General features: G+C 64.5%; 17 protein-coding genes. 10 read left to right on the forward strand and 7 right to left on the reverse strand.

Going from position 1 to position 22,472, the window contains the following annotated elements; all coding sequences use genetic code 11:
• Window positions 1–159 precede the first annotated feature (159 nt).
• The 7 genes from F3H96_RS08040 (at window position 160) to F3H96_RS08070 (ending at window position 12,954) form a co-directional block, all read left to right on the forward strand.
• On the forward strand, window positions 160–5,640 hold the full coding sequence (locus tag F3H96_RS08040; protein ID WP_149791410.1) for an alpha-2-macroglobulin family protein: 5,481 nt from the start codon (window positions 160–162) through the stop codon (window positions 5,638–5,640).
• 133 nt (window positions 5,641–5,773) lie between these two features.
• Window positions 5,774–7,864, forward strand: coding sequence for a penicillin-binding protein 1C (gene pbpC, locus F3H96_RS08045; protein WP_244619935.1), 2,091 nt, complete (start codon window positions 5,774–5,776; stop codon window positions 7,862–7,864).
• Between the two features lie 250 nt (window positions 7,865–8,114).
• Entirely contained in the window at window positions 8,115–8,822 is a 708-nt protein-coding gene (locus F3H96_RS08050; protein ID WP_244619936.1) for a M15 family metallopeptidase, read from the forward strand.
• Between the two features lie 201 nt (window positions 8,823–9,023).
• Window positions 9,024–10,052, forward strand: a complete 1,029-nt coding sequence (locus F3H96_RS08055; RefSeq protein ID WP_149791412.1) for a sulfate ABC transporter substrate-binding protein — start codon at window positions 9,024–9,026, stop codon at window positions 10,050–10,052.
• Window positions 10,053–10,116: 64 nt separating this feature from the next.
• Window positions 10,117–10,968, forward strand: coding sequence for a sulfate ABC transporter permease subunit CysT (gene cysT, locus F3H96_RS08060; protein ID WP_149791413.1), 852 nt, complete (start codon window positions 10,117–10,119; stop codon window positions 10,966–10,968).
• On the forward strand, window positions 10,961–11,845 hold the full coding sequence (cysW, locus tag F3H96_RS08065) for a sulfate ABC transporter permease subunit CysW (RefSeq protein WP_149791414.1): 885 nt from the start codon (window positions 10,961–10,963) through the stop codon (window positions 11,843–11,845). Before cysT ends, cysW begins: the two co-directional genes overlap by 8 nt.
• Before the next feature lie 68 nt (window positions 11,846–11,913).
• Window positions 11,914–12,954, forward strand: coding sequence for a sulfate/molybdate ABC transporter ATP-binding protein (locus tag F3H96_RS08070; RefSeq protein WP_149791415.1), 1,041 nt, complete (start codon window positions 11,914–11,916; stop codon window positions 12,952–12,954).
• A 45-nt stretch (window positions 12,955–12,999) separates the two neighbouring features.
• Here the strand turns inward: F3H96_RS08070 and F3H96_RS08075 are convergent, their stop codons facing one another.
• The gene (locus F3H96_RS08075) at window positions 13,000–13,398 is read right to left on the reverse strand and encodes a type II toxin-antitoxin system VapC family toxin (protein WP_149791416.1); all 399 of its coding nucleotides are present in this window, start codon (window positions 13,396–13,398) and stop codon (window positions 13,000–13,002) included.
• Window positions 13,398–13,670, reverse strand: a complete 273-nt coding sequence (locus tag F3H96_RS08080; protein ID WP_149791417.1) for an antitoxin — start codon at window positions 13,668–13,670, stop codon at window positions 13,398–13,400. Before F3H96_RS08080 ends, F3H96_RS08075 begins: the two co-directional genes overlap by 1 nt.
• Before the next feature lie 229 nt (window positions 13,671–13,899).
• Here F3H96_RS08080 and F3H96_RS08085 point away from each other — a divergent pair, with 229 nt between their 5' ends.
• The 3 genes from F3H96_RS08085 (at window position 13,900) to F3H96_RS08095 (ending at window position 16,929) form a co-directional block, all read left to right on the forward strand.
• Window positions 13,900–14,886, forward strand: a complete 987-nt coding sequence (locus F3H96_RS08085; RefSeq protein ID WP_149791418.1) for a sulfate ABC transporter substrate-binding protein — start codon at window positions 13,900–13,902, stop codon at window positions 14,884–14,886.
• A gap of 250 nt (window positions 14,887–15,136) precedes the next feature.
• Window positions 15,137–15,586, forward strand: coding sequence for an Rrf2 family transcriptional regulator (locus F3H96_RS08090; protein WP_027167615.1), 450 nt, complete (start codon window positions 15,137–15,139; stop codon window positions 15,584–15,586).
• A gap of 197 nt (window positions 15,587–15,783) precedes the next feature.
• Window positions 15,784–16,929, forward strand: coding sequence for a hypothetical protein (locus F3H96_RS08095; protein ID WP_149791419.1), 1,146 nt, complete (start codon window positions 15,784–15,786; stop codon window positions 16,927–16,929).
• 15 nt (window positions 16,930–16,944) lie between these two features.
• Here the strand turns inward: F3H96_RS08095 and F3H96_RS08100 are convergent, their stop codons facing one another.
• From F3H96_RS08100 to F3H96_RS08120, 5 genes are all read right to left on the reverse strand, one after another.
• The gene (locus tag F3H96_RS08100; RefSeq protein ID WP_244619937.1) at window positions 16,945–17,448 is read right to left on the reverse strand and encodes a gluconokinase; all 504 of its coding nucleotides are present in this window, start codon (window positions 17,446–17,448) and stop codon (window positions 16,945–16,947) included.
• Window positions 17,449–17,482: 34 nt separating this feature from the next.
• Window positions 17,483–18,472: an ABC transporter permease gene (locus F3H96_RS08105; protein ID WP_149791420.1), complete on the reverse strand. Its 990-nt coding sequence runs from the start codon at window positions 18,470–18,472 to the stop codon at window positions 17,483–17,485.
• The gene (locus tag F3H96_RS08110) at window positions 18,469–19,449 is read right to left on the reverse strand and encodes an ABC transporter permease (RefSeq protein WP_149791421.1); all 981 of its coding nucleotides are present in this window, start codon (window positions 19,447–19,449) and stop codon (window positions 18,469–18,471) included. Before F3H96_RS08110 ends, F3H96_RS08105 begins: the two co-directional genes overlap by 4 nt.
• A 13-nt stretch (window positions 19,450–19,462) precedes the next feature.
• On the reverse strand, window positions 19,463–21,007 hold the full coding sequence (locus tag F3H96_RS08115; RefSeq protein ID WP_149791422.1) for a sugar ABC transporter ATP-binding protein: 1,545 nt from the start codon (window positions 21,005–21,007) through the stop codon (window positions 19,463–19,465).
• Window positions 21,008–21,088: 81 nt separating this feature from the next.
• Complete coding sequence (locus F3H96_RS08120) at window positions 21,089–22,213, reverse strand: sugar ABC transporter substrate-binding protein (protein WP_149791423.1); 1,125 nt, start codon at window positions 22,211–22,213, stop codon at window positions 21,089–21,091.
• Between the last annotated feature and the right edge of the window lie 259 nt (window positions 22,214–22,472).

Consider the following 22,472-nt stretch of genomic DNA (forward strand, 5'->3'; position numbering starts at 1 on the left):
TCGCAAGAATGTGTGATCCGTCTCACAGAGGTTCTGTCGAAATACCGGCCTTTGGCCGGCATGGAAACCGTTCGCAGGTGATAAACCTGCGGGGCTCCGGCGTTGACAAGCCTATGAAGCTTGATCATGCCCGGACGCCGGCAATGTCTGGAGGGTGATGTGGCAATGCGCGCGGCTCGTGGTCTCTCTTTCCTTCTCGTCGTCTTTTTCGCCTTGGGCGGGGCGGCACTTGCGGCCGAAGCCCGGCGAATCGTGACGACCGACAATTCCGACTATTTCGGTTTCGACCTGAGGTCGGAGCAGAATGTCAGCCTCGACCAGTGCAAGACCACCTGCCTCGGCGATCCCGCCTGCCGTGCCTTCACCTACAACACCAAAGCAAAGTGGTGTTTTCTCAAATCCGACTATAACCAGCTGAAACCGTTCACCGGCGCCATCGCCGGCAAGATCGCCAACGTCGATGGCGACCCCGATATCGGCGCCCCGCCGGCACTGGCCTTTTTCCCGAACTGGATGGCCGACCAGGCCCAGCAGTTCCGCAACCATCTGACCGACCCGGCCTATGACAAGCCGACCGAAGGGCTTTCCGCCCTGCAGGCCGCCGCCGAGCAGGCGGCGCTGACCGGCGACAATCGGCTTGCCATGCAGACATACCAGGCCGCGGTCTCCGTCCTGCCCGATGACGGCGCGCTGTGGCTGGCGCTGGCGCACGAAACGCTTGCCGTGCAGCCGGCTGCCAACACCTCCGAGCCATCGACCTTGCCGGCCAACGCCACCTCGGCCGCCTTCAACGCCTATAGGCTGGTGCGCACCGCAAAGACCCGCGCCGAAGCGCTGGCGCTGCTTGCCGCCGGCCTCGACAGGCGCGACCTCTACCGGCCTTCGATCCAAGCCTATGAGGCGAGCCTTGCGCTGGTGAGTTCGCCGGCTGTCCAGGCCGACTATGCGGACCTCAAGGCGCGCAAGGGTTTCCGCGTCGTCGAACACACCGTCGATGCCGATTCCTCCTCGCCGCGCATCTGCGCCCAGTTTTCCGAGGAATTGGTCAAGACCGGCGTCGACTATTCGCAGTTCGTCACCGTAGACAACGCCGCGCCCAAGGCGGTCGAGGCCAAGGACAAGCAGATTTGCGTCGAAGGGCTTGAGCACGGCCAGCACTATGACGTGACCTTCCGCGCCGGCCTGCCCGCGGCGATCGGCGAAACGATCGCGGCGCCAGTCGTGCTGTCGATCTACGTCCAGGACCGCGCCCCGTCGGCCCGCTTCACCGGCGACAGCTTCGTGCTGCCGGCCGGCGCCCGCCGCGGCATTCCGGTCGTCACCGTCAATATGAACGCCGCCAAGATGACGCTCTATCGCATCGGCGATCGTTCGCTGGCGCAGCTTCTGTCCGGCTATCAGTTCCTGCATCAGCTCGACGGCTATGACGTTTCCACCATTTCCGACCAGATGGGCGCGCCCGTCTGGTCGGGCACGCTCGACATCGCCAACGATCTCAACAAGGAAGTCACCACGTCCTTCCCCGTCGACCAGGCGATCCCGCAGCGCAAGCCCGGCGTTTATGTGCTGACCGCACAGCCGGTCGACGACAAGACCGACGATTATGGTTCGCGTGCCACGCAGTGGTTCGTCGTCTCCGACATCGGTCTTTCCACCTACACCGGACAGGACGGTCTCAACGTCTTTGCCCGCTCGCTGGGCTCGGCCAAGCCGATTTCCGGCGCCGAGCTGACGCTGCTTGCCAGGAACAACGAAATCCTCGGCACGGCGACCACCGATGCCGAGGGCCACGCCATCTTCAATCCAGGCCTTACCCGCGGTGAAAACGGCATGGTTCCGGCGGTGCTGATGGCCAAGCAGGGCGACAACGACTTCGTCTTCCTCGACATGGGCAAGGCCGGCTTTGATCTGTCGGATCGCGGCGTTGAGGGCCGAGCCTCGCCCGGCGCGCTCGACGTCTATGCCTGGACCGAGCGTGGCATCTACCGCGCCGGCGAGGACGTGCATGTCGCGGCCCTTGCGCGCGACGGCGCCGCCAAGGCGGTCGAGAACCTGCCGCTGACCTTCATCTTCACCCGTCCCGACGGCGTCGAGAACCGCCGCATCGTCAGCAATGGCGAGTCCGCGGGCGGCCACGCCGTCGAACTGCCGCTCGAGGCCAACGCCATGCGCGGCACCTGGACGGTGTCGATCTACACCGATCCCAAGCAGGCCCCGGTCGCCAGCCAGATGTTCCTGGTCGAGGATTTCGTGCCGGATCGCATCGAATTCGACCTGACCGCCGACAAGAAGGAGATCGCTCAGGGCGAGACCGCCAACGCCACCGTCGACGGCCGCTTCCTCTATGGCGCGCCGGCCGCGGGTCTAGCGCTCGAAGGCGAAATGACGCTGTCGACCACAAGCAGCTGGGACAGTTTCAAGGACTTCACCTTCGGCCTCGCCGACGAGCAGTCGAGCGAGCCGACCGTGACGCCATTCACAAACCTTCCCGTGGTTGGCGACGACGGTAAGGCGACCTTCCCGGTCACGATCGACCAGTTGCCGTCGACCACCAAGCTGGTCAACGCCAAGGTCACCGTGCGCATGCGCGAGGCCGGCGGCCGCGCGGTCGAGCGCTCGCTCGACATCAGCGTCCGCCCACAACGCGACGTCATCGGCATCAGGCCGGATTTCGACGGCGATGAAGTGCCGCAAGGCGGGACCGCCAAGTTCAGCATCATCGCCGTCGACCCGAATGGCAAGCGCGAAGACCTGAAGGGTGCCCAGTGGTCGCTGGTCAAGGTCGAGCGAAACTATCAATGGTACCGTTCCAACAATTCCTGGAATTACGAGGCGGTGAGCCTCACCAAGGCCGTCGCCAATGGCACGGTCGACCTCAAGGCCGACGGTGAGGCGACGGTGTCGCTGCCCGTCGATTGGGGCCGCTACCGGCTCGAGGTGGAGACGGCCGATCCGGATGGCCCGGCGACCAGCTACGAGTTCGATGCCGGCTGGTACGTCGCCTCCACCACCACCGAGACGCCCGACGGTTTGGAGATCGCGCTCGACAAGGACACTTACGCCGCCGGCGAAGTCGCCAAGCTGAAGGTTTCGCCGCATTTTGCCGGCGAACTTCTGGTCACCATCGGCGCCGAAAAGCTGCTGAAGACCGTCACCGCTTCGGTGCCGGCCGGCGGCAGCACCGTCGATATCCCGGTCGGCGACGACTGGGGCGCCGGCGCTTATGTCACGGCGACGTTGTTCCGGCCCGGCGACTCGCAGGAATCGCGCATGCCCGCCCGCGCCATCGGCGTCAAATGGCTGACGGTCGATCCGGGCTCGAAGAAGCTGTCGGTCGCCTTGACGCCGCCTGAAAAGACGGTGCCGCGCCAGCAGCTGTCGATCCCGGTCGCCGTCAACGGCGCTCAAGCTGGCAGCAACGCCTATGTGATGGTGGCGGCCGTCGATGTCGGCATCCTAAACCTCACCAACTACAAGGCGCCCGATCCGGAGGACTGGTTCTTCGGCCAGCGCATGCTGGGGCTTGAGATCCGCGACCTCTACGGGCGCCTGATCGACGGCTCGCTTGGCACCACCGGCAAGATCAGGACCGGCGGCGACGGCGCCAACATGCAGGCACAAGGCAGTCCGCCGACCGAAAAGCTGGTTGCCTTCTTCTCCGGCCCGGTCGAGCTCGACGGCAACGGCAAGGCACGCGTCGACTTCGACATCCCGCAGTTCAACGGCACCGTGCGCGTCATGGCCGTCGCCTGGACCAAGGACGCCGTGGGCCATGCCCAGACCGACGTCATCGTGCGCGATCCGGTGGTGATCACCGCCGGCCTGCCGCGCTTCCTGGCGCCCGGCGATGCTGCCACCATGCGCCTCGACATCGCCGATACCGATGGCCCGGCCGGCGACTACGCCCTGTCGGCCACCACGACCGGCGATCTTTCGACCGGCGACAAGCCCCTGCCCGGGAAGCTGACGCTCGCCCAGGGCAAACGGCAGTCGCTCACCTTCCCGCTGGTCGCGAAGACCGCGGGCGACGCCTCGGTCACCGTCAAGCTCGCGCATGCGGACGGCACCGAGGTCGAGCAGACACTCTATCTGCCGGTCCGCCCGGCGCAACTCCCGGTCACCAACCGCATGGTAGTCGACCTGAAGCCCAATGGCGGCTCGTTGCGCGTCGACAAGGAGCTGCTTGCCGCAAGCGTGCTCGATGGCGCTTCGGTGAGCGTCGGCGTGTCGCAGTCATCCGCGCTCGACGCCCCGTCTCTGCTGATGTCGCTCGACCGCTACCCCTATGGGTGCGCCGAGCAGACCACCAGCCGCGCCATGCCGCTGCTCTATGTCAACGACATGGCCAAGAGCATCGGCATGGAGAGCGACCCGGACCTGCATGGCCGCGTCCAGGATGCGATCTACAAGGTGCTGTCCTACCAGGCGGCAAGCGGCAGCTTCGGCCTCTGGGGTCCGGGCTCCGGCGATCTGTGGCTCGACGCCTATGTCACCGAGTTCCTGACCCGGGCGCGCGAGCAGAAATACGATGTCCCGGCGCTTGCCATGAACCAGGCGCTGAACAACCTGCAGAACTCGCTCGGCTACGACCAGAGCGTCCAGGATCGCGGCAGCGAGATCGCCTACGCGCTCTACGTGCTCGCCCGCAACAAGAAGGCCTCGATCGGCGATCTGCGCTATTACGCGGACACGCAGCTCGAAGCCTTCTCCAGCCCGATGGCGGTCGCCCAATTGGCGGCAAGCCTCGCGCTCTATGGAGACACGCAGCGTTCGGAAACCACCTTCCAGACGGCGCTGCGGCTGGCGCAGGCCGACACCGAATACGACTACTTCCGCGCGGACTACGGCTCGCCGCTGCGTGACGGCGCGGCGATGCTGGCGCTGGCAGCGGAAGCGAAGCCGGTGCCGAGCATCATGCCGCAGTTGATCAAGCTGGTGGCAAGGGAGCGCGCAGACGCCCGCTGGACGAGCACGCAGGACGAATCCTGGATGCTGCTCGCCGCGCGGGCGCTGAAGGAGGGCAATGATTCCATCACGCTTACCGTCAATGGCGCGCCGCATTCGGGCGGCTATTCCGACCGGGTCGCCGGCAGCGACCTCGAGGGAAACCCGCTCACCATCGCCAACACCGGCGCGACGCCGCTGCAGGCGGTGGTGACCGCGGTGGCAGCGCCGGTCGAGCCGCTGCCGGCCGGTGGCGACGGCTTCACCATCCAGCGCACCTACTACAAGCTCGACGGCAACGAGGCCAACGTCACCGAGGCCAGGCAGAACGAGCGCTACGTGGTCGTGCTCAAGGTCTATGAGCAGAACAAGTGGCCGTCGCGCCTCCTGATCACCGACCTGTTGCCGGCCGGCTTCGAGATCGACAATCCGAGCCTGGTTTCCAGCGCGCAATTGTCGAACTTCTCCTGGCTGGCGCAGACCGACGCCGCGCATCTGGAGTTCCGCGACGACCGCTTCGTCGCCGCCTTCAACCCGAACGAAGGCGACGGCGACCGCAACATCACGCTCGCCTATGTCGTGCGCGCCGTGACGCCGGGCACTTACGCCCATCCGGCGGCGACGGTGGAAGACATGTACCGGCCGCAATATTCGGCCCATACCGCCACCGGCGTCATGGAGGTCAAGGCGGAGTAGCGATGAACAAGCTCGCCGCCCGCGAAGCTTACCCCTTCTCCCCGTCACTATGCGCGGAGAAGGTGCCGGTCCACCCTCCGCGGCTGCAGCGCAGCTGCTGCGGAGGACGGGCAGGCGGATGAGGGCCAGCGCCATGCTCGCCAAAAAAGTCCTCAGACGCGGTGCGATCGCAGGCATTTCGCTTGCTTGCGCAGCGGCCGCGTCGAGCGCCGCGCTCTGGGAACTCGACCGCGCCTTTCCACCGCCGCTGCCGGCAAAGCTGACGGTCTCCACCGAGGTCCTGGACCGCGACGGCCAGCTCCTGCGCGCCTTCGCCACGCCAGACGGCTACTGGCGGCTCGAAACCAGGCTCGACCAGGTCGACAAGCAGTTCGTCGACATGCTGGTCGCCTATGAGGACAAACGCTTCTGGGATCACCGCGGTGTCGACGTCCTCGCACTTTGCCGAGCCGCCGGCCAGCTCGTCACCAACGGCCATATCGTGTCGGGCGGCTCGACCTTGTCGATGCAGCTTGCCCGGCTGATCGAGCCGCGCGACAGCCGCAGCCTCGGTTCGAAGGTCAAGCAGATGCTGCGCGCCATCCAGATCGAGCGTCGGCTCTCCAAGCGCGAAATCCTCGAGCGCTATCTGACGCTGGCACCCTATGGCGGCAATCTCGAAGGCATTCGCGCCGCCTCGCTCGCCTATTTCGGCAAGGAGCCGAAGCGGCTCACCGTCTCGGAAGCCGCCCTCCTCGTCGCCCTGCCGCAATTGCCGGAAAAGCGCCGGCCCGACCGCAACCTCGACATCGCCCATGCCGCGCGCGACCGTGTGCTGACCCGCATGGTCTCGGCCGGCCTGCTTGGCGAACGCGAGGCCGCGCGCGCCGCGCTGGACGACGTCTCCGGCCTACGCCGCAAGCTGCCGGCGCTGGCCGCGCACGCCTCCTATGCCATGCTGCCCAGGGCCATTCCCGGCCAGCCGCTACAGCTCACCATCCGCAAAAGCGTGCAGCAGGGGCTGGAACAGGTGGCAAGGGACGCCGCCAGGAAGCTCAGCCCGAAACTTTCCGTCGCCATGGTCATGGCCGATGCGCGCACCGGCGACATTCTTGGCGAGGTCGGCTCGGCCGACTTCTTCGACGCCGGCCGTTCCGGCTGGATCGACATGACCAAGGTCGTGCGCTCTCCCGGCTCGACGCTGAAACCTTTCATCTACGGACTTGCCTTCGAGCAGGGACTGGTAGCGCAGGAAACCATCATCGAGGACAGACCGGCCGATTTCGGCGGCTACCGTCCAAAGAACTTCGATATGGGTTACCAAGGCGACGTTTCGATCCGCCAGGCCCTGCAATTGTCGCTCAACGTACCGGCGATCCGCGTGCTCGACGCGGTCGGTCCGGCGCGCCTGACGGCGCGCTTCCGCCAGGCCGGCGTCAACCCGATACTGCCCGCCAACGAGGCGCCGGGCCTGGCGATCGGCCTTGGCGGGGTCGGCGTGACTTTGCGCGATCTGGTGCAGCTTTATGCGGGCCTCGCCAATGGCGGGAAGATGCACACGCTACATGACGGCACCGAGCCGGCCAGTGCCGAACGCATCACCGCCACCATCCTCGACGACCAGGCGGCCTGGCAGATCAACGACATCCTGTCCGGCGTGAAGCCGCCGGAGGGCGCCATGCAGCGCGGCATCGCCTACAAGACCGGCACCTCTTACGGCTATCGCGATGCCTGGTCCGTCGGCTTCGATGGCCGTTACGTTCTGGGTGTGTGGGTCGGCCGCGCCGACGCCGGCCCTGTTCCCGGCCTGTCGGGCTATGTCTCGGCAGCACCCATCCTGTTCGAAGGCTTCGTCCGCTCCGGCCTTGCCAGCGTGCCGCTGCCTAGCCGGCCGCCTGGCGTCTTCAACCCCAAGCGCGAAGAATTGCCGGTGACGCTTGCCCGCTTCGGCGCCGGGTCCGACGGCCTGGTGCAGGCCACCGCCACCGAGCCGGCGCCGACCATCATCTTTCCGCCCAATGGCGCTCGCGTCGACCTCGGCACCGGTTCGGCCGATGCCACGCCGCTGGTTCTGAAACTGCAGGGCGGCCGGGCGCCTTTCCGCTGGCTCGCCAACGGCAAGCCGCTCGCCGGCATCGACCGGCGCCGGACCGCGACATGGCAGCCCGACGGCACCGGCTATTCGACGCTCACGGTTATCGATGCCGCCGGACGCGCGGCGAGCGTGAAGGTGTTCGTTGAGTAGAAAGCGGCAAGCGATTCAGAGGATTGCGCTTCTTAAGGCTTCGGCTCGCGGAATTTCTCGCCTGATGCATGGCGCGAGGCGTCCCCCTCTGGCCTGCCGGGCCATCTCCCCCTCAAGGGGGGAGATCAGCAGCTTCGGTGTCGCGCTCAACCTTTGGCGGTTGGCGAAAGGCGATGCGAAATCCAATCTTCCCCCTTCTGGGGGAGATGCCCGGCAGGGCAGAGGGGGGGGTGCCTCGCGCCAACTTTCGTTGAGAGCGTTCTTTGTAGCGATAACGCTCACGCTGCTGCCTCTCTCCGCTTACGCCGATCCCCTCCCCGCCGGCTTCGTCAGGCTGGCCGATGTCGACCCGGCCATTCGCCAGGACATCCGCTACGCCGGTCTTGAAAACTTCCTGCACCGAAAAGCCGACGGCTACGACGCGCCGGTCTGCATCCTGACCGCGCGGACCGCGAAGGCCCTCTCCAGCGTCCAGAAAGCAATGACCGCCAAAGGCCTGACGCTGATCGTCTTCGACTGTTATCGCCCGGCGCGCGCTGTTGCCGACATGGGCAAATGGACAAGACAAGGGGGGCCGCCGGACCCGCAATGGTATCCGACGGTCCGGCGCGGCGATCTTGTCGCCAAGGGCTATATCGGCGAGTTGTCCAGCCATTCGCGCGGCTCGACAGTCGACCTCGCCGTCGCCGAAGCCGACAGGAAGAGCGCGGGGCATCCGGCCTGCGGCGCGCCGGACGGCGGCACGCTCGATTTCGGCACTGGCTTCGACTGTTTCGATCCGATGAGCGAGACGGCGCACCAGCCTCTTCCCGCCGAAGCGGCAGCGAACCGCAAGATGCTGCTTGCCGCAATGCGCGCCGCGGGCTTCCGCAACTATGCGCGCGAATGGTGGCATTTCACGCTCGCAAAAGAGCCTTTTCCAAAACAGCGTTTCGATTTTCCGGTCACCGCCAATTAGGCGTCCGGACTTGTCCTGACCCCGACCGCTTCTAATTAGGCCGGCTGACGAGGAGCCATGCGGCCGCCAACTGAGGAAGTTATTTCCTCATCCGGCGCAAGCTCGGCGAAAAATTGCTTCAAGGAGGTGAAAAAGGCAACATTCAATGCATCTAAATTCTATAAACTCGGTAGAGTTCGCAGCAGTTCAACGGAGGCGGAAATGACCAAACCTCATTTCAGGAAACTGCTCGGCGCGCTGGTCGCCACATCTGTCCAGTTCGGCACGCTCGGTTTCGCGTTCGCCGACACCACCATTTTGAATGTGTCCTACGATCCGACACGTGAACTCTATAAGGCCTATGACGAGGCCTTCGCCGCGCACTGGAAAGCTGAGACCGGCGAGACGGTCACCATCCAGCAGTCGCATGGCGGATCGGGCGCGCAGGCCCGCGCGGTCATTGATGGCCTCGACGCCGATGTCGTGACGCTGGCGCTCGAAGGCGACATCAACGCCATCGTCTCCAAGTCGAAGAAGATCAATCCCGACTGGCGCACGAAATTCGAAAACAATTCAGCGCCTTACACCTCGACCATCATCTTCCTGGTGCGCAAGGGCAACCCCAAGGGCATTCATGATTGGAGCGATCTGGTGAAGGACGGCGTGCAGGTGATCACGCCGAACCCCAAGACCTCCGGCGGCGCGCGCTGGAACTATCTCGCCGCCTGGGCCTATGCCAACGCTCATGACGGCAATGACGAGGCCAAGACCAAGGAATTCGTCGGCAAGCTCTATGCCAATGCGCCGGTGCTGGACAGCGGCGCCCGCGGCTCGACCGTTACCTTCGCGCAGAAGGGGCTAGGCGACGTCCTGATCGGCTGGGAAAACGACGCCTATCTGGCGCTCGACGAATTCGGCGCCGACAATTTCGACATCGTCTACCCGCCGACCTCGATCCTGGCTGAGCCGCCGGTCGCCGTCGTCGACGCCAATGTCGACGCCAAGGGCACGCGCAAGGTGGCTGAGGCTTACCTTTCCTATCTCTATTCGAAGGAAGGCCAGACCATTATCGCCAGGAACCATTATCGCCCGGCCAAGCCCGACCTCGTGCCGCCGGAAGACCTTGCCAAGCTGCCGGCGATCAAGCTGGTCACCATCGACGATCCTCAATTCGGCGGTTGGAAGAAGGCGCAGCCTTACCATTTCGGCGACGGTGGTATATTCGACCAGATCTACAAGCCGGCCCAGTGAAGGCCATGCCTTCGAAAGGCCGAGTGCAATCTGGTTGAGTTAAGAAGGGACGATCCTGAACAGTATGACCACAGCGCCCGCTCAAGCGGGGTGGCGGTTCAGACAGCCGAGTGTCATTCCGGGTTTCGGACTGACGCTCGGCTTCTCGCTTGCCTACCTCACGCTCATCATCCTCATCCCGCTCTCGGGGCTCATCTGGCGCTCGGCGGCGCTCGGCTGGGCCGATTTCTGGGCGCTTGCCACCGACCCGCGCACCGTCAGGGCCCTGCAGATCAGTTTCGGCACGGCTTTCATCGCCGCGGCGGTCAACGTCTTGTTCGGAACCCTCGTCGCCTGGGTGCTGGTCCGCTATCGTTTCCCCGGCCGCCGCGTCGTCGATGCCATGGTCGACCTGCCTTTCGCGCTGCCCACCGCGGTCGCCGGCATTGCGCTCACCACGCTCTATGCGCCCACCGGCTGGCTCGGCAAATTGCTGATGCCGCTCGGCATCAAGGTCGCCTACACGCCGCTCGGCATAGTCGTGGCGCTGGTCTTCATCGGGCTGCCTTTCGTCGTGCGCACCGTCCAGCCGATCATGGAAGAAATCGACAAGGAGGTCGAGGAAGCCGCCGCCACGCTCGGCGCCAGCCGCTTCCAGATCATCACCCGCGTGCTCCTGCCAGGGCTGGCGCCGGCCATCATCACCGGCTTCTCGCTCGCCTTCGCGCGCGGCGTCGGCGAGTACGGCTCGGTCATCTTCATCGCCGGCAACCTGCCCTACAAATCGGAGATCGCGCCGCTTTTGATCGTCATCCGCCTCGAGGAATACAACTACCCGGCCGCGACCGCGATCGCTGCAATCATGCTCGCATTGTCCTTTGCGATGCTCCTGGTCATCAACCTCGTGCAGACATGGAGCCGCAAGCGCTATGGCTGATCCCGAGATCAAATCCTATGAACCGCTGCACGAGAGCCGGTCGGCGGCGGTCACCGAGAGCGGTCCCGTCCGCGTCACGCTGACGATCGTCACGCTTGTGTTTCTCGGCGTCTTCCTGCTTTTGCCGCTGATCATCGTTTTCAAGGAGGCTTTCGCCAAGGGCGTCGGCGCCTATTTCGAATCCTTGAGCGATGCCGACACGCGCTCCGCCATCCGCCTGACCTTGCTGGTGGCGGCGATCTCGGTGCCGCTCAATCTCGTCTTCGGCCTTTCGGCCGCCTGGGCGATCGCCAAGTTCGAATTCAAGGGCAAGGCATTCCTGACCACGCTGATCGACCTGCCCTTCTCGGTCTCTCCAGTCATCTCCGGCCTGGTCTATGTGCTGCTCTTCGGCGCGCAGGGGCTGCTGGGCGCATGGCTGAAGGCGCATGGCATCCAGATCCTGTTCGCGGTGCCGGGCATCGTCCTGGCAACCGTCTTCGTCACCTTCCCCTTCGTCGCGCGCGAGCTCATCCCGCTGATGCAGGAGCAGGGCAACGGCGACGAGGAGGCGGCGCTCTCGCTCGGCGCCAGCGGCTGGCAGGCCTTCTGGTACGTGACGCTGCCCAACGTCAAATGGGGGCTGCTCTACGGCATGCTGCTGTGCAACGCGCGCGCCATGGGCGAGTTCGGCGCGGTCTCGGTGGTGTCGGGCCACATACGCGGCCTCACCAACACCATGCCGCTGCATGTCGAGATCCTCTATAACGAATACAATGCCGTCGGCGCCTTCGCGGTCGCTTCGCTGCTCGCCGGCCTGGCGCTGGTGACGCTGGTCTTGAAAACGCTGCTCGAGATGCGCTACGGCGCCGAGCTTGCCGCGACGCGCGGGCACTGACGAATAGCAGTCGCCCGAAGGCCTGGCGGTCTCGGGATAACGACGCATCAACGAATTGAGGGATTTGTATGGAAGTTCGCGTCGTCAACGTACGCAAGGAGTTCGAGCGGTTTCCGGCGCTCCACGACGTTTCGCTCGACATCAGGTCCGGCGAGCTCATCGCGCTGCTCGGACCATCTGGTTCCGGCAAGACGACGCTGCTTCGCCTGATCGCCGGCCTAGAGCGGCCGACCAAGGGCGCGATCTTCTTCGGCGACGAGGACGCTTCGCAGAAGTCGATCCAGGAACGCAACGTCGGTTTCGTCTTCCAGCATTACGCGCTGTTCCGTCACATGACGGTCGCCGACAATATCGGCTTCGGCCTGAAGGTCCGGCATAGGGCTGCCCGCCCTTCAGCGCAGGAAATCCGCCGCCGGGCGATGGAACTGCTCGACCTCGTCCAGTTGACCGGGCTGGAAAAGCGCTATCCCGCACAGCTCTCCGGCGGCCAGCGCCAGCGCGTGGCATTGGCTCGCGCCATGGCGATCGAGCCCAAGGTGCTTTTGCTCGACGAGCCGTTCGGCGCGCTCGATGCGCAGGTTCGCCGCGAGCTGCGCCGCTGGCTGCGCGAGATTCATGACCGCACCGGCCACACCACCGTCTTTGTCACGCATGACCAGGAAGAGGCGCTGGAGCTCGCCGATCGCGTCGTGGTCATGAGTCAGGGCCGCATCGAGCAGGTCGGCACCGCCGACGACATCTACGACACGCCGAACTCGCCCTTCGTCTACTCCTTCATCGGCGAGTCGAGCTCGCTGCCGGTCAAGGTCGAGAATGGTGAGGTGTGGATCGCCGACCGGCCGATCGGCCTGCAGGCGCCGCATGCGCCGTCCGGCGAGGCGGTGCTCCACTTCCGCCCGCACGACGTCGATCTGCTCGACGGCTGCAGCGGCTGCATCGCCGGCACGGTAGCCGCCAGCCGCCGCGTCGCCGGCACGCGACGCGTCGAGCTAGAGATCGGCGGCGAGCGCCAGCGCGTCGAGATCGAGCTGCCGGTCGACCATCCCGCCGCGCAGAAGAGCCGCGTCGCCTTCCGGCCGCGGCGCTGGAAGCTCTTTCCGGCGGCTTGATGCGAAGGCGCTGAGCCGGCCTTTTCACACTTTTCTGGATTTGCTCTATTCCAGCCAGTTCTCGACCTTCAGCTTCCTGATCCGGGTGAACTCGGCCATGTTGGCCGTCACCAGTGTCGTGCCTGACGCACAGGCGTGGGCAGCGATAAAGAGGTCGTTGCGGCCTATGGTCTGGCCCATGCCTTCCAGCTCGGCGCGGAGTGCGCCGTATTCGGCATCCACCGGCACATCGAGCGGGAGGACCGGAATTTCGGCCAGCAGTTCCTCGACCTTCCTGAGCAATTTGGCCGATCCCTTCTTGGCGCAGCCGTACCGCAGCTCCGAAGCGACAACGATGCTGGTGCAGACGGCAGCGTCCCCCTCGCGCGCGGCCGCAGCGGCGGCCTTGCCAGCGGGATTTTGGATCATGTCGCTTATGATGTTCGTGTCGAGCATGAACCGCATCAAAAGATGTCCTCGGGTTTGACGGGACTATCGTTGATCTCGGGAAAATCATCTTCTGGACCGAGCGGGGGTTCCTTTGCCCATTGACCGAGCAGCGCAGCGAGACCTGATTTACGCACCGGCTCAATGACTAGGCGATCACCTTCGCGGCTGATCAAGACCTTGTCCCCCGGGAGCTCGAACTCGACGGGGATCCGCACCGCTTGGCTGCGGTTGTTGCGGAACAGCTTTGCCTCCTTCGGCGGCGTCGTTGCGTGGCGACGTGAGGTCATGGCAGGCTCCCTTGTATATGTCAAATGTATATGCCATGACACCGAAATGCAAACCTTTTGCTTCCAAATCCGGCCCAAGCGCGATTCTAGCTGGAAAGAAATCCTAACAACTGACTGTTCCGGCGACGTCTTTTCTCGCCGCGACGCTGTCGAGCCGGCGTGCATATCTCGTCGCGCATCGGGACGACGGCTATCATCCAATTAGCATATTTTCCTCGGAGCCATTTTCATGAAGCGTCTATTGCTCGGCATCGCAACTGTCGCCGGTCTTGTCCTCGCGTCCTCCCAAGCGTGGTCGGCCGACAGGCTTTTGAACGCTTCCTATGACGTCGGCCGCGAGTTGTTCGCGGACATCAACAAAGCCTTCATCGCCAAGCACCCCGGCATCGCCATCGACCAGTCGCATGCTGGCACTTCGGCGCAGGCACGCGCCATCGCCGAGGGTCTTGCCGCCGATGTCGTCACCTTCAACCAGGTCACCGACGTCGACTTCCTGGTCAAGAAGGGCCTCCTCTCCGCCGACTGGCAGAAGGATTTTCCAGACAACGCCTCGCCCTTCTATTCGCTGCCGTCCTTCCTGGTGCGCGCCGGCAATCCCAAGCACATCAAGGATTGGAACGACCTGGTGCGCGACGACGTGCAGGTGATCTTCCCGAACCCGAAGACATCAGGCAATGCGCGCTATACCTATCTCGCCGCCACCGCCTACGCCAAGGAAGCCTTCAAGGGCGACGACGCCAAGGTGAAGGAGTTCATCACCAAGCTCTTCAACAACGTGCCGATCTTCGATACAGGCGGGCGCGCCGCCACAACCACCTTCGTCCAGCGCGAGATCGGCGACGTGCTGATTACCTTCGAGTCGGAGACGCGCGGCATCCGCAAGGAGTATGGCGACGACAAATTCGAGCAGGTCACGCCTTCGGTCAGCCTGCTGGCCGAGTTCCCGGTGGCGATCGTCGACAAAGTCGCCGACGAGCACGGCAGCCGCGATCTCGCCAAGACCTATCTCGACTTCCTCTACACGCCGGAAGGCCAGGATATTGCCGCTGGCAACGGCCTGCGGGTTCGCGACGCAAAGGTCGCCGCCAAATACAAGGCCGACTTCCCGGACGTCCGCCTGCTGACGGTCGAAGAGGTCTTTGGCGGCTGGGACAAGGTGCAGAAAGAGCATTTCGCCAGCGGCGGGCTGCTCGATCAAGCGTACGGCAGCCGCTGAACCGCCGCACAATCAGGAAGCGAAGCAGGCCGGCCTTGCCGGCTTTCTTCATGTCAGCCGGCCGCCAAGGTTCGGCAGGGGAAATCCCGACGCCCAACGTGAAAAACGTTACGAAGAATCAACGCGTTTATGCCTAAATTGCACCGGCAAATTGTTGGGCCAGGCGGCGTTCTACGGTCAAACTGTCATGATTTGCACACAAACAACCGCCAGATGCAGGCGCATTGGGGTTTGATGAACTGAATCGGGCATGCTGACCAAAAAAGGCAAATACGGCCTCAAGGCCCTCGTGCATCTTTCCAGCCTGCCGGCTGGCCAGCTTGCTTTCGTCAACGACATCGCGGTCGCCAACAACATTCCGAAGAAATTCCTGGACGCGATCCTAGGCGAGCTGCGCAATGCCGGTTTTGTCCAGAGCCGCAAGGGCAAGGAAGGCGGTTATCGTCTTGCCCGGCCCGCTTCCGAGATCAAGATCGGCCATGTCGTGCGCGTGCTCGACGGGCCGCTGGCGCCGATCCCTTGCGCCAGCCGCACGCAATATCAGCGCTGCGAGGATTGCGACGAGGCGACATGCCAGGTCCGCCATATGATGCTGGAAGTGCGCCAGGCGATCGCCGAAGTGCTCGACAACCGCAGCCTCGCCGCCATGCGCGACGCCGACAACGACGACTTTCCGGCCGAGCTCACTTCCCAGATCTAACCAATTCCAGGCCAGATCTAAGAAATTCCAGGCCAGATCTAGCAATTCCAGGAAAGCGTGCGGGGCAGGCCCGGCGGCTTCGCCGCTTCGCAATTGCGCGGTTAACGTTAAGCCGCCTGTCCTGCTTGGCGGCCTTGGTTGCCAGTCGGCTGCGGACCCAGTAAAGCGGCTGGAGGATGAAACAGGGCTCTGAACGCATGAGGCTGCCTTGGCTTGGCAATTCCCGCAAGGCCAGCCGGCAGCCATCGTCGAGTGACATCCATCGCACAGAGATCATCGCCGACGTGCCGGTGCCGGGGCGCAATGAGTCCGTTCGCTTCTTCAGCCGCAAGGTCGTCCGCCCGGGCAAATTGCGTCGCTTCTCCAACCGGGACCTGCGCGAGAGCCTGCTGTCCTTGTTCTATCTCGGCGTCGCGGCGATGCTGCCGGTCTCCTGGTGGGGGCCCGTCTGCGGCTGGGTGTCCCGGCTCAGGCGCAAGCGCCACTTTCGCAAGGAGTTTGCCCGTTACGACGTCGCGGTGAAGGCGGTGCTCGGCGATGCGGTCGACACACGAAGCATGTTCGAAGCACAATTGGCCGCCACTCACCGGCGACGGCTGATGCTGGCGGTGCATCTCGTTGCCGGCTGGCGCTGGTCGCCCGCCATCCGGCTGGAAGGCCTCGAAGGTTTGCAAGAGGCCGTGCGTAACGGGCGCGGCGCCATCGTATGGTGCGACCAGTTCACGGCGCAGACCATCATGGGCAAGCGCGCCCTCCATGAGGCCGGTATCGATGCCCATCAGGTGAGTGCGCAATTCCATGGCTTCTCGCCAAGCACGTTTGGCTTGCGCGTCGTCAACCGGCCGCTGGTCAAGGTCGAGAACCGCTTCCTGAAAAGCCGGATCGTCTTCGAGCGTACCGACGCCTATCAGGTCACCACGCGCATCCAAAAGGTTCTGAAAGGCAACGGCGTGGTGTTGATGACCAACACCGTCTACGCCGGCTCGGCCTTCACCGAAGCTGCCATGGGGGAGCGTGGCTGGACCCACCTCGCCTCGGCGCCGGCAAACTTCGCCGCACGCGCCGGCGCGGCGCTGTTTCACATGGCGACCATCGAGACGGTGCCCTTTCGCCGGTACCGGGTGATCATCAGCGAGTTGAGCGCAGCCCCGCAAGCGCCGGCGTCACCGGCAAAGGAAACCACTGCGAAGAATCTCACTGTTCAGGCGGGATATATCCTGTCGAAACGCGACCATATGCTGGAAACGCTCAAACTTTGTCCGGAGCAGATGATGACCTGGTCGAGTGCGGTGCGGCTGACCGAGCGGCCAGCCGAGACCGCGATCGGCAACGACGACGCGTGAATCGCCCCAAGCGTTCTAGCCGATGATCTCTTTCAATATCCCGGCAACGCTTCGCGTTCCGTCGATTGTCACCGCCCGTTCGTCCGCGGCAGGCTCTTCCAGCGTGGCGAACTGGCTGTCGACCAGGCTTGCTGGCATGAAATGGCCCTTGCGATTGGCAACCCGTTGCCAGGCGGTTTCGCGATCGATCTTCAGATACAGGAAGACGATGTCCGGGCAGAAGCGGCTCAGCCGGTCGCGGTAGCCGCGCTTGAGCGCCGAGCACGCGGCCACCGCTTTCCGGTCGCCGGCAACGGAGGTCGCGATACGCTCGCCTATTGCATCGAGCCAGCCCGCGCGCAGCGCATCGGTCAGCGGTTCGCCACTGGCCATGCGCGCCACGTTCTCTGGCGGATGCAGCCGGTCTCCTTCGATGAAGTCGGCGCCCAGCGTCTTGGCGAGCGCTTCGCCGAGGGCCGTCTTGCCGCAACCCGCAACGCCCATCACGACGATGGCCGGCGCCGTACGAAGATCGTTCATGCCAAGCTCCGGGATCTGCGGTCTTGTGCTCGCCTCACCCACGGCTTGCCGGCGCACGCCCGTAGAGCAGGAGCATGGCGACGATGACCGTGCCATAGATGATCTGTCGCCCGGCCTCCGGCATCTGCATGACCGAGAGGATCGACTGCAGGAGCGTGATCAGGATGACACCCGCCACCGTGCCGAGATAGGAGCCGCGTCCGCCGAGGATCGACGTGCCGCCCAGCACGACGGCGGCGATCGAGGGCAGCAGATAGGCATCGCCCATCGACTGCGCGGCCTTCGAGGCGTACCCGGCCAAAAGCACGCCGCCAAAGGCTGAAAGCCCGCCTGAAACCGCGAAGGCGACCATCACCACGCGGCGTGTGTCGATGCCCGAAAGATAGGCGGCGCGCTCCCGGTTGCCGATGCCGTAGACGGCGCGGCCGAAGCCGGTACGGGTCAGCGCAAAGACCATGGCCGCGCCGATCAGCGCCCAGATAATGACGGCGTTAGGCACCGCCGGAATGGCAAAGCCGGTCGCCAGATAGCGCATGGCCGGCGTTGCCGAATCCTGCGGCGAGAAGCCGCCCGTATAAACCACCATCAACCCTTGCGCGACGGCGTTGGTGGCCAGCGTGATGATCATCGAGGGAATGCGCAGGTAAGCGACGCCGATGCCGTTGACGATACCGATTGCCACGCCGCACAGGATGCCGAACGGGATGGCGAGCGCGACGCCAACAGGGCCGTAAGCTGCGGCCGCACTGGCCATCATGGCGCCCGTCGCCACCGACCACGGCACCGACAGGTCGATCTGGCCGAGCAGGATCACCAGCATCATGCCGGTGGCGATGACACCGAGGAACGACGCCACCTTGAGCTGCTGCAGCAGATACTCGGGCGACAGGAAGCTGCGCGAATAAAGGCTGCCGAGGAAAAGCAGCAGCAAGATGCAGGCGAAGGCGGTGACGACGGCCGGATCGGCGCGGCGGAGGAATTTGGGCATGCGGCCGGCTATGCCATTCATGGTCGTCTCGCTCACAGGAACCACTCCAGCCGGTTGCGGACCCTGAACAGGGCGAAGGCGCCGAGGCTGACCGCGATCAGCAGGATAACGCCCTGGAACAGCGGCTGCCAGAGCGGGTCGAGGTCGAAGACGAAGAGCAGGTCGCCGATGGTGCGGAAGGCAAGCGCGCCGAAGATCGCGCCAAGCGCGCTGCCCTTGCCGCCGAACAGCGAGACGCCGCCGAGCACCACGGCGGCGATCGAAAACAGCGTATAGGCGTTGCCGCTGGCATAGGCGGCGTCGCCCGTATAGGTGAAGAAGGTCAGGAACAGGCCACCGATCGCGGCAAGCAGCCCGGCAAGCGCGTAGGCGACGAATTTTCCGCGCCGGATCGGCACGCCCGACATGTAGGCGGCCGTCTCCGAGGAGCCGGCGGCGTAGGCCGCGCGGCCAAGCACCGAGCGGCTGAACGGCACCCACACGATCGCCACCACGACCACCAGCGCGACTAGGCTTGCCGGGACGACGCCGAACAGCCGCCCGGTGAGGGCGTCGGCAAGATCCTCATTGACCGAGCCGCCGGGAAACGGCCGCAGCAGCAGCGCGAGGCCGAAATAGACGGCGCCGGTGGCGATGGTGGCCACGATCGGCTGCAGCCGTCCATAGATGACGATGGCGCCGTTGATCGCGCCGCAGACGAGCCCGGTGCCGAGCACCGCGACGACGCCAAAGGCGGTCTCGAGGCCGGTGCCGATGACCAGCCAGGAAGCCAGGCAATTGGTCAGCGTGAAGATCATGCCGACCGAGAGGTCGATGCCGGCGGTGATCACCACAAGGGTCTGCGCCATGGCGACGAAGGCAAGCAGCACGCCCTTGTTGGCGGCCGTCTGCACGACGTTGGCGGTAAAGCCGGCCGGATGGTTCGCGCTGTAGATCGCGAACATGGCGACGAAGATACCGAGTGCGAGCAGCGTCCCGCGTTGTTCGGCCAGCCAGTATCGCCAATCCTTCACGCTATCATCCCCTTCATGCTCCCTCTCCGTGCATCGGACCGGCGGCCTCGCCGTGGATATTGAGTGCGCTGGCGATCAGCGCATGCTCGGTGATCTCGGCGCCGACCAGCTCGCGCTTTACCGCGCCGTCATAGAGCACCAGCACCCGGTCGCAGCACCCGATCAGCTCGTCATAGTCGGTCGAATAGAACAGGATCGCGGCCCCGGCGTCGGCGAGCTTGCGCATCAGTTGGTAGAGTTCCTGCTTGGTGCCGACATCGATGCCGCGTGTCGGGTCGTTGAGCAGCACGATGCGCGGCTGGCGCATCAGCCATTTGGCGATGACGACCTTTTGCTGGTTGCCGCCCGACAGCGCGCCGACCGGAATGTCGAGACCCGCGGTCTTGATCGCAAGCAGCTCCACCATGTCGTCGATCAGCCGCTGCTCGACCGCGCGGTCGATGACGCCGGCCTTGGACACCCTGTCGAGCGCCGCGAAGGAAAGATTCTCGCGCACCGTCATCGGCAGCATAAGTCCCTCGGTCTTGCGGTCCTCGGGGATGAGCGCCATGCCGATACGGTCGTCGCGCGCGGCTGAAGGACTGGCGATGGCCACCGCCTTGCCGTCGACCAGTATCTCGCCGGTAAGGCCGCGCAGCACGCCGAAGAAGGCAAGCAGCAACTCCCGCTGGCCCTGGCCATCGAGGCCGCCGAGGCCGACAACCTCGCCCGCCCCGACGGTGAGCGAGACATTGTCCAGCCGGTCGGTCCAGGACAGCTTGCGCGCCTCCAGCACCGGGACGGCGGCAGCGTGCCGCGGCGGCTTCGGCGGGAAGATATGGCTGTATTCGCGTCCGATCATCAACTCGACGACTTCGCTGTCGCTCTTCGAGCCGGCCGCGTAGCTGGCGACGTTGCGGCCGTTGCGGAAGACGGTGCACTGGTCGGCAAGCTCGGCGATCTCGTTCATCCGGTGCGAAATGTAGAGCAGCGCCAACCCCTCTTCCCGCAGCCGCCTCAGCACGCCGAAGATCTTGGCGACATCGGTCGCGGTCAGCGCCGAGGTCGCCTCGTCGAGGATCAGGATGCGCGGCTTGCGGGCCAGCGCCTTGGCGATCTCGACCATCTGCCGGCGCGACAGCGGCAGATCCTTGACCAGGGCCAGCGGATGGATGTCGGCCGCGCCGGCGCGAGCGAGCGCTTCTTCGGCGATACGGCGCTGCGCCTTGCGGTCGATCAGGCCGAAACGCTTCGGCGGATCGGAAATGACGATGTTGTCGGCGACGCTGAGTTCGGGGATCAGCGACAGTTCCTGGAAAATGCAGACGATGCCCGCCTGGTTGGCCGCCGCCGGCGAGGCGAAACTCACCTCGCTGCCGTCCAGCGTCATGCGGCCCTCGTCGGGCGCCACGACGCCCGCCATCACCTTGATCAATGTCGACTTGCCGGCGCCGTTTTCGCCGAGGATGGCATGGATGCTGCCCGCCGTGACGGACAGCTCCGCCTTTTCCAGCGCCCGCACGCCGCCATAGCGTTTGGATATGCCTTCCATGCGGAAGAGCGGAACCGCGCCGTCCATCTGCCCTCCGAGGCAATTTGCTGTCGATAGATGGCAAGCAGCCGGAGCCGCGGGAGATCCCCGCCGCTCCGGCCAGTCAGACTACTTGTTTTCCTTGGTCTGGCCCATGATTTCCTGCGCGGTGAAATTGATGCCGCAGGTCGGGAAGGAATTGCCGACGAAGAAATTGTCGGACTGGTCGGGGAAGTAGTCCTGGCCTTCCTTGAAGTTCGGGTCCTCGACGATTGCCAGCGGCAGTTTCACCGATTGCGGCACGACATTGCCCTCGAGCGCGGCAATCGCCGTCTTGATGGCGACCGCCACCTGGGCGGGGCCGGTGCCGGCCGAAGAGCACTTCAGCCCATCTGCCGCATGCGCCGCGCAGAACTTGCGGAAGCCGTTCTCGGTTTCGCCGCCGAACGGCACGAACGGATGCTTGGCGTCGATCATCGCCTGCACGATGCCGGTGTCGCCACCCTGTCCGGTGATACCGACGAACGGGCCGTTGGTGGCGATTGCGTCGGCGGTGACCTTCTGCGCTGTCGGATCATCCCATTTGCCGGCGACTTCGGTGACGTCCCACTTCTTGCCCGAAGCGGCCAGAACCTCATGGATGCCATTGTGGCGATCGGTGTCGACCGAGGTGCCGGCAACGCCGCGCACTTCAAGAATCTTGCCGCCATCGGGTATATGGCTGATCAGCCACTTGGCCCACAGTTCTCCGAGGCCCTTCTGATCGACATTGACGTTGATGGCATCCTTAGTGTCGAGGATGTTGTCGAAGGCGACAAGGATGACGCCGGCTTCCTTGGCGCGCTTGATCACCGGCCCGAAGGCGGTCGGGTTCTGCGCGTTGACGACGATCGCGTCAAAGCCTGAATCGATGAAATTGTTGATCGCGGAAATCTGCGCCGGCACGTCCTCGCCGGTCGACACCACCTTGAATTCCTTGAGCTTCTTGGCCACGTCGGGTTGCGCGGCATAGGCCTTGGCCGTCTGGATCATCTGGATGCGCCAAGTGTTGGCGATATAGCCGTTGGCGAGCGCGATGCGGTAGGGCCCCTCCTTCTTCGGAAATTTGAAGAATTGCGTGTCGGCCGACCAGGGCGCGAAGCAGTCGGGCTCGGCTGCCGGTCCCTTCACGATTTCGGGGTCGGCAATCGCCGACGAACTCAGCATGACGAATGCAGTGGCGGCAATGACGCCGCCAACGAGTGACTTGATCATCGATATTCCTCCCGGTTGCAGTTCTGCTTGTTCGTGAAGTCTTGGCGCTGTCCAGCCGGCAGCCTCTGCCAACCAAACGCGCTTGCAGGGCGGCCGCTTCGCCCCGATCCTCCTCTTCCCCCTCACCTTCCTGGCACTTCAGAAAACTAGCATATTATACATAATAAACAAGCATGAGCTGTCGCTTATGTATAATAAACAGACCTGAACGTTGCCGGATGTTGATTTTACAGACAAATGGTAGCGCTACCATGCGAGG

The sequence above is a fragment of the Mesorhizobium sp. NFR06 genome (assembly GCF_900115245.1).
Taxonomy (GTDB): Bacteria; Pseudomonadota; Alphaproteobacteria; order Rhizobiales; family Rhizobiaceae; genus Mesorhizobium.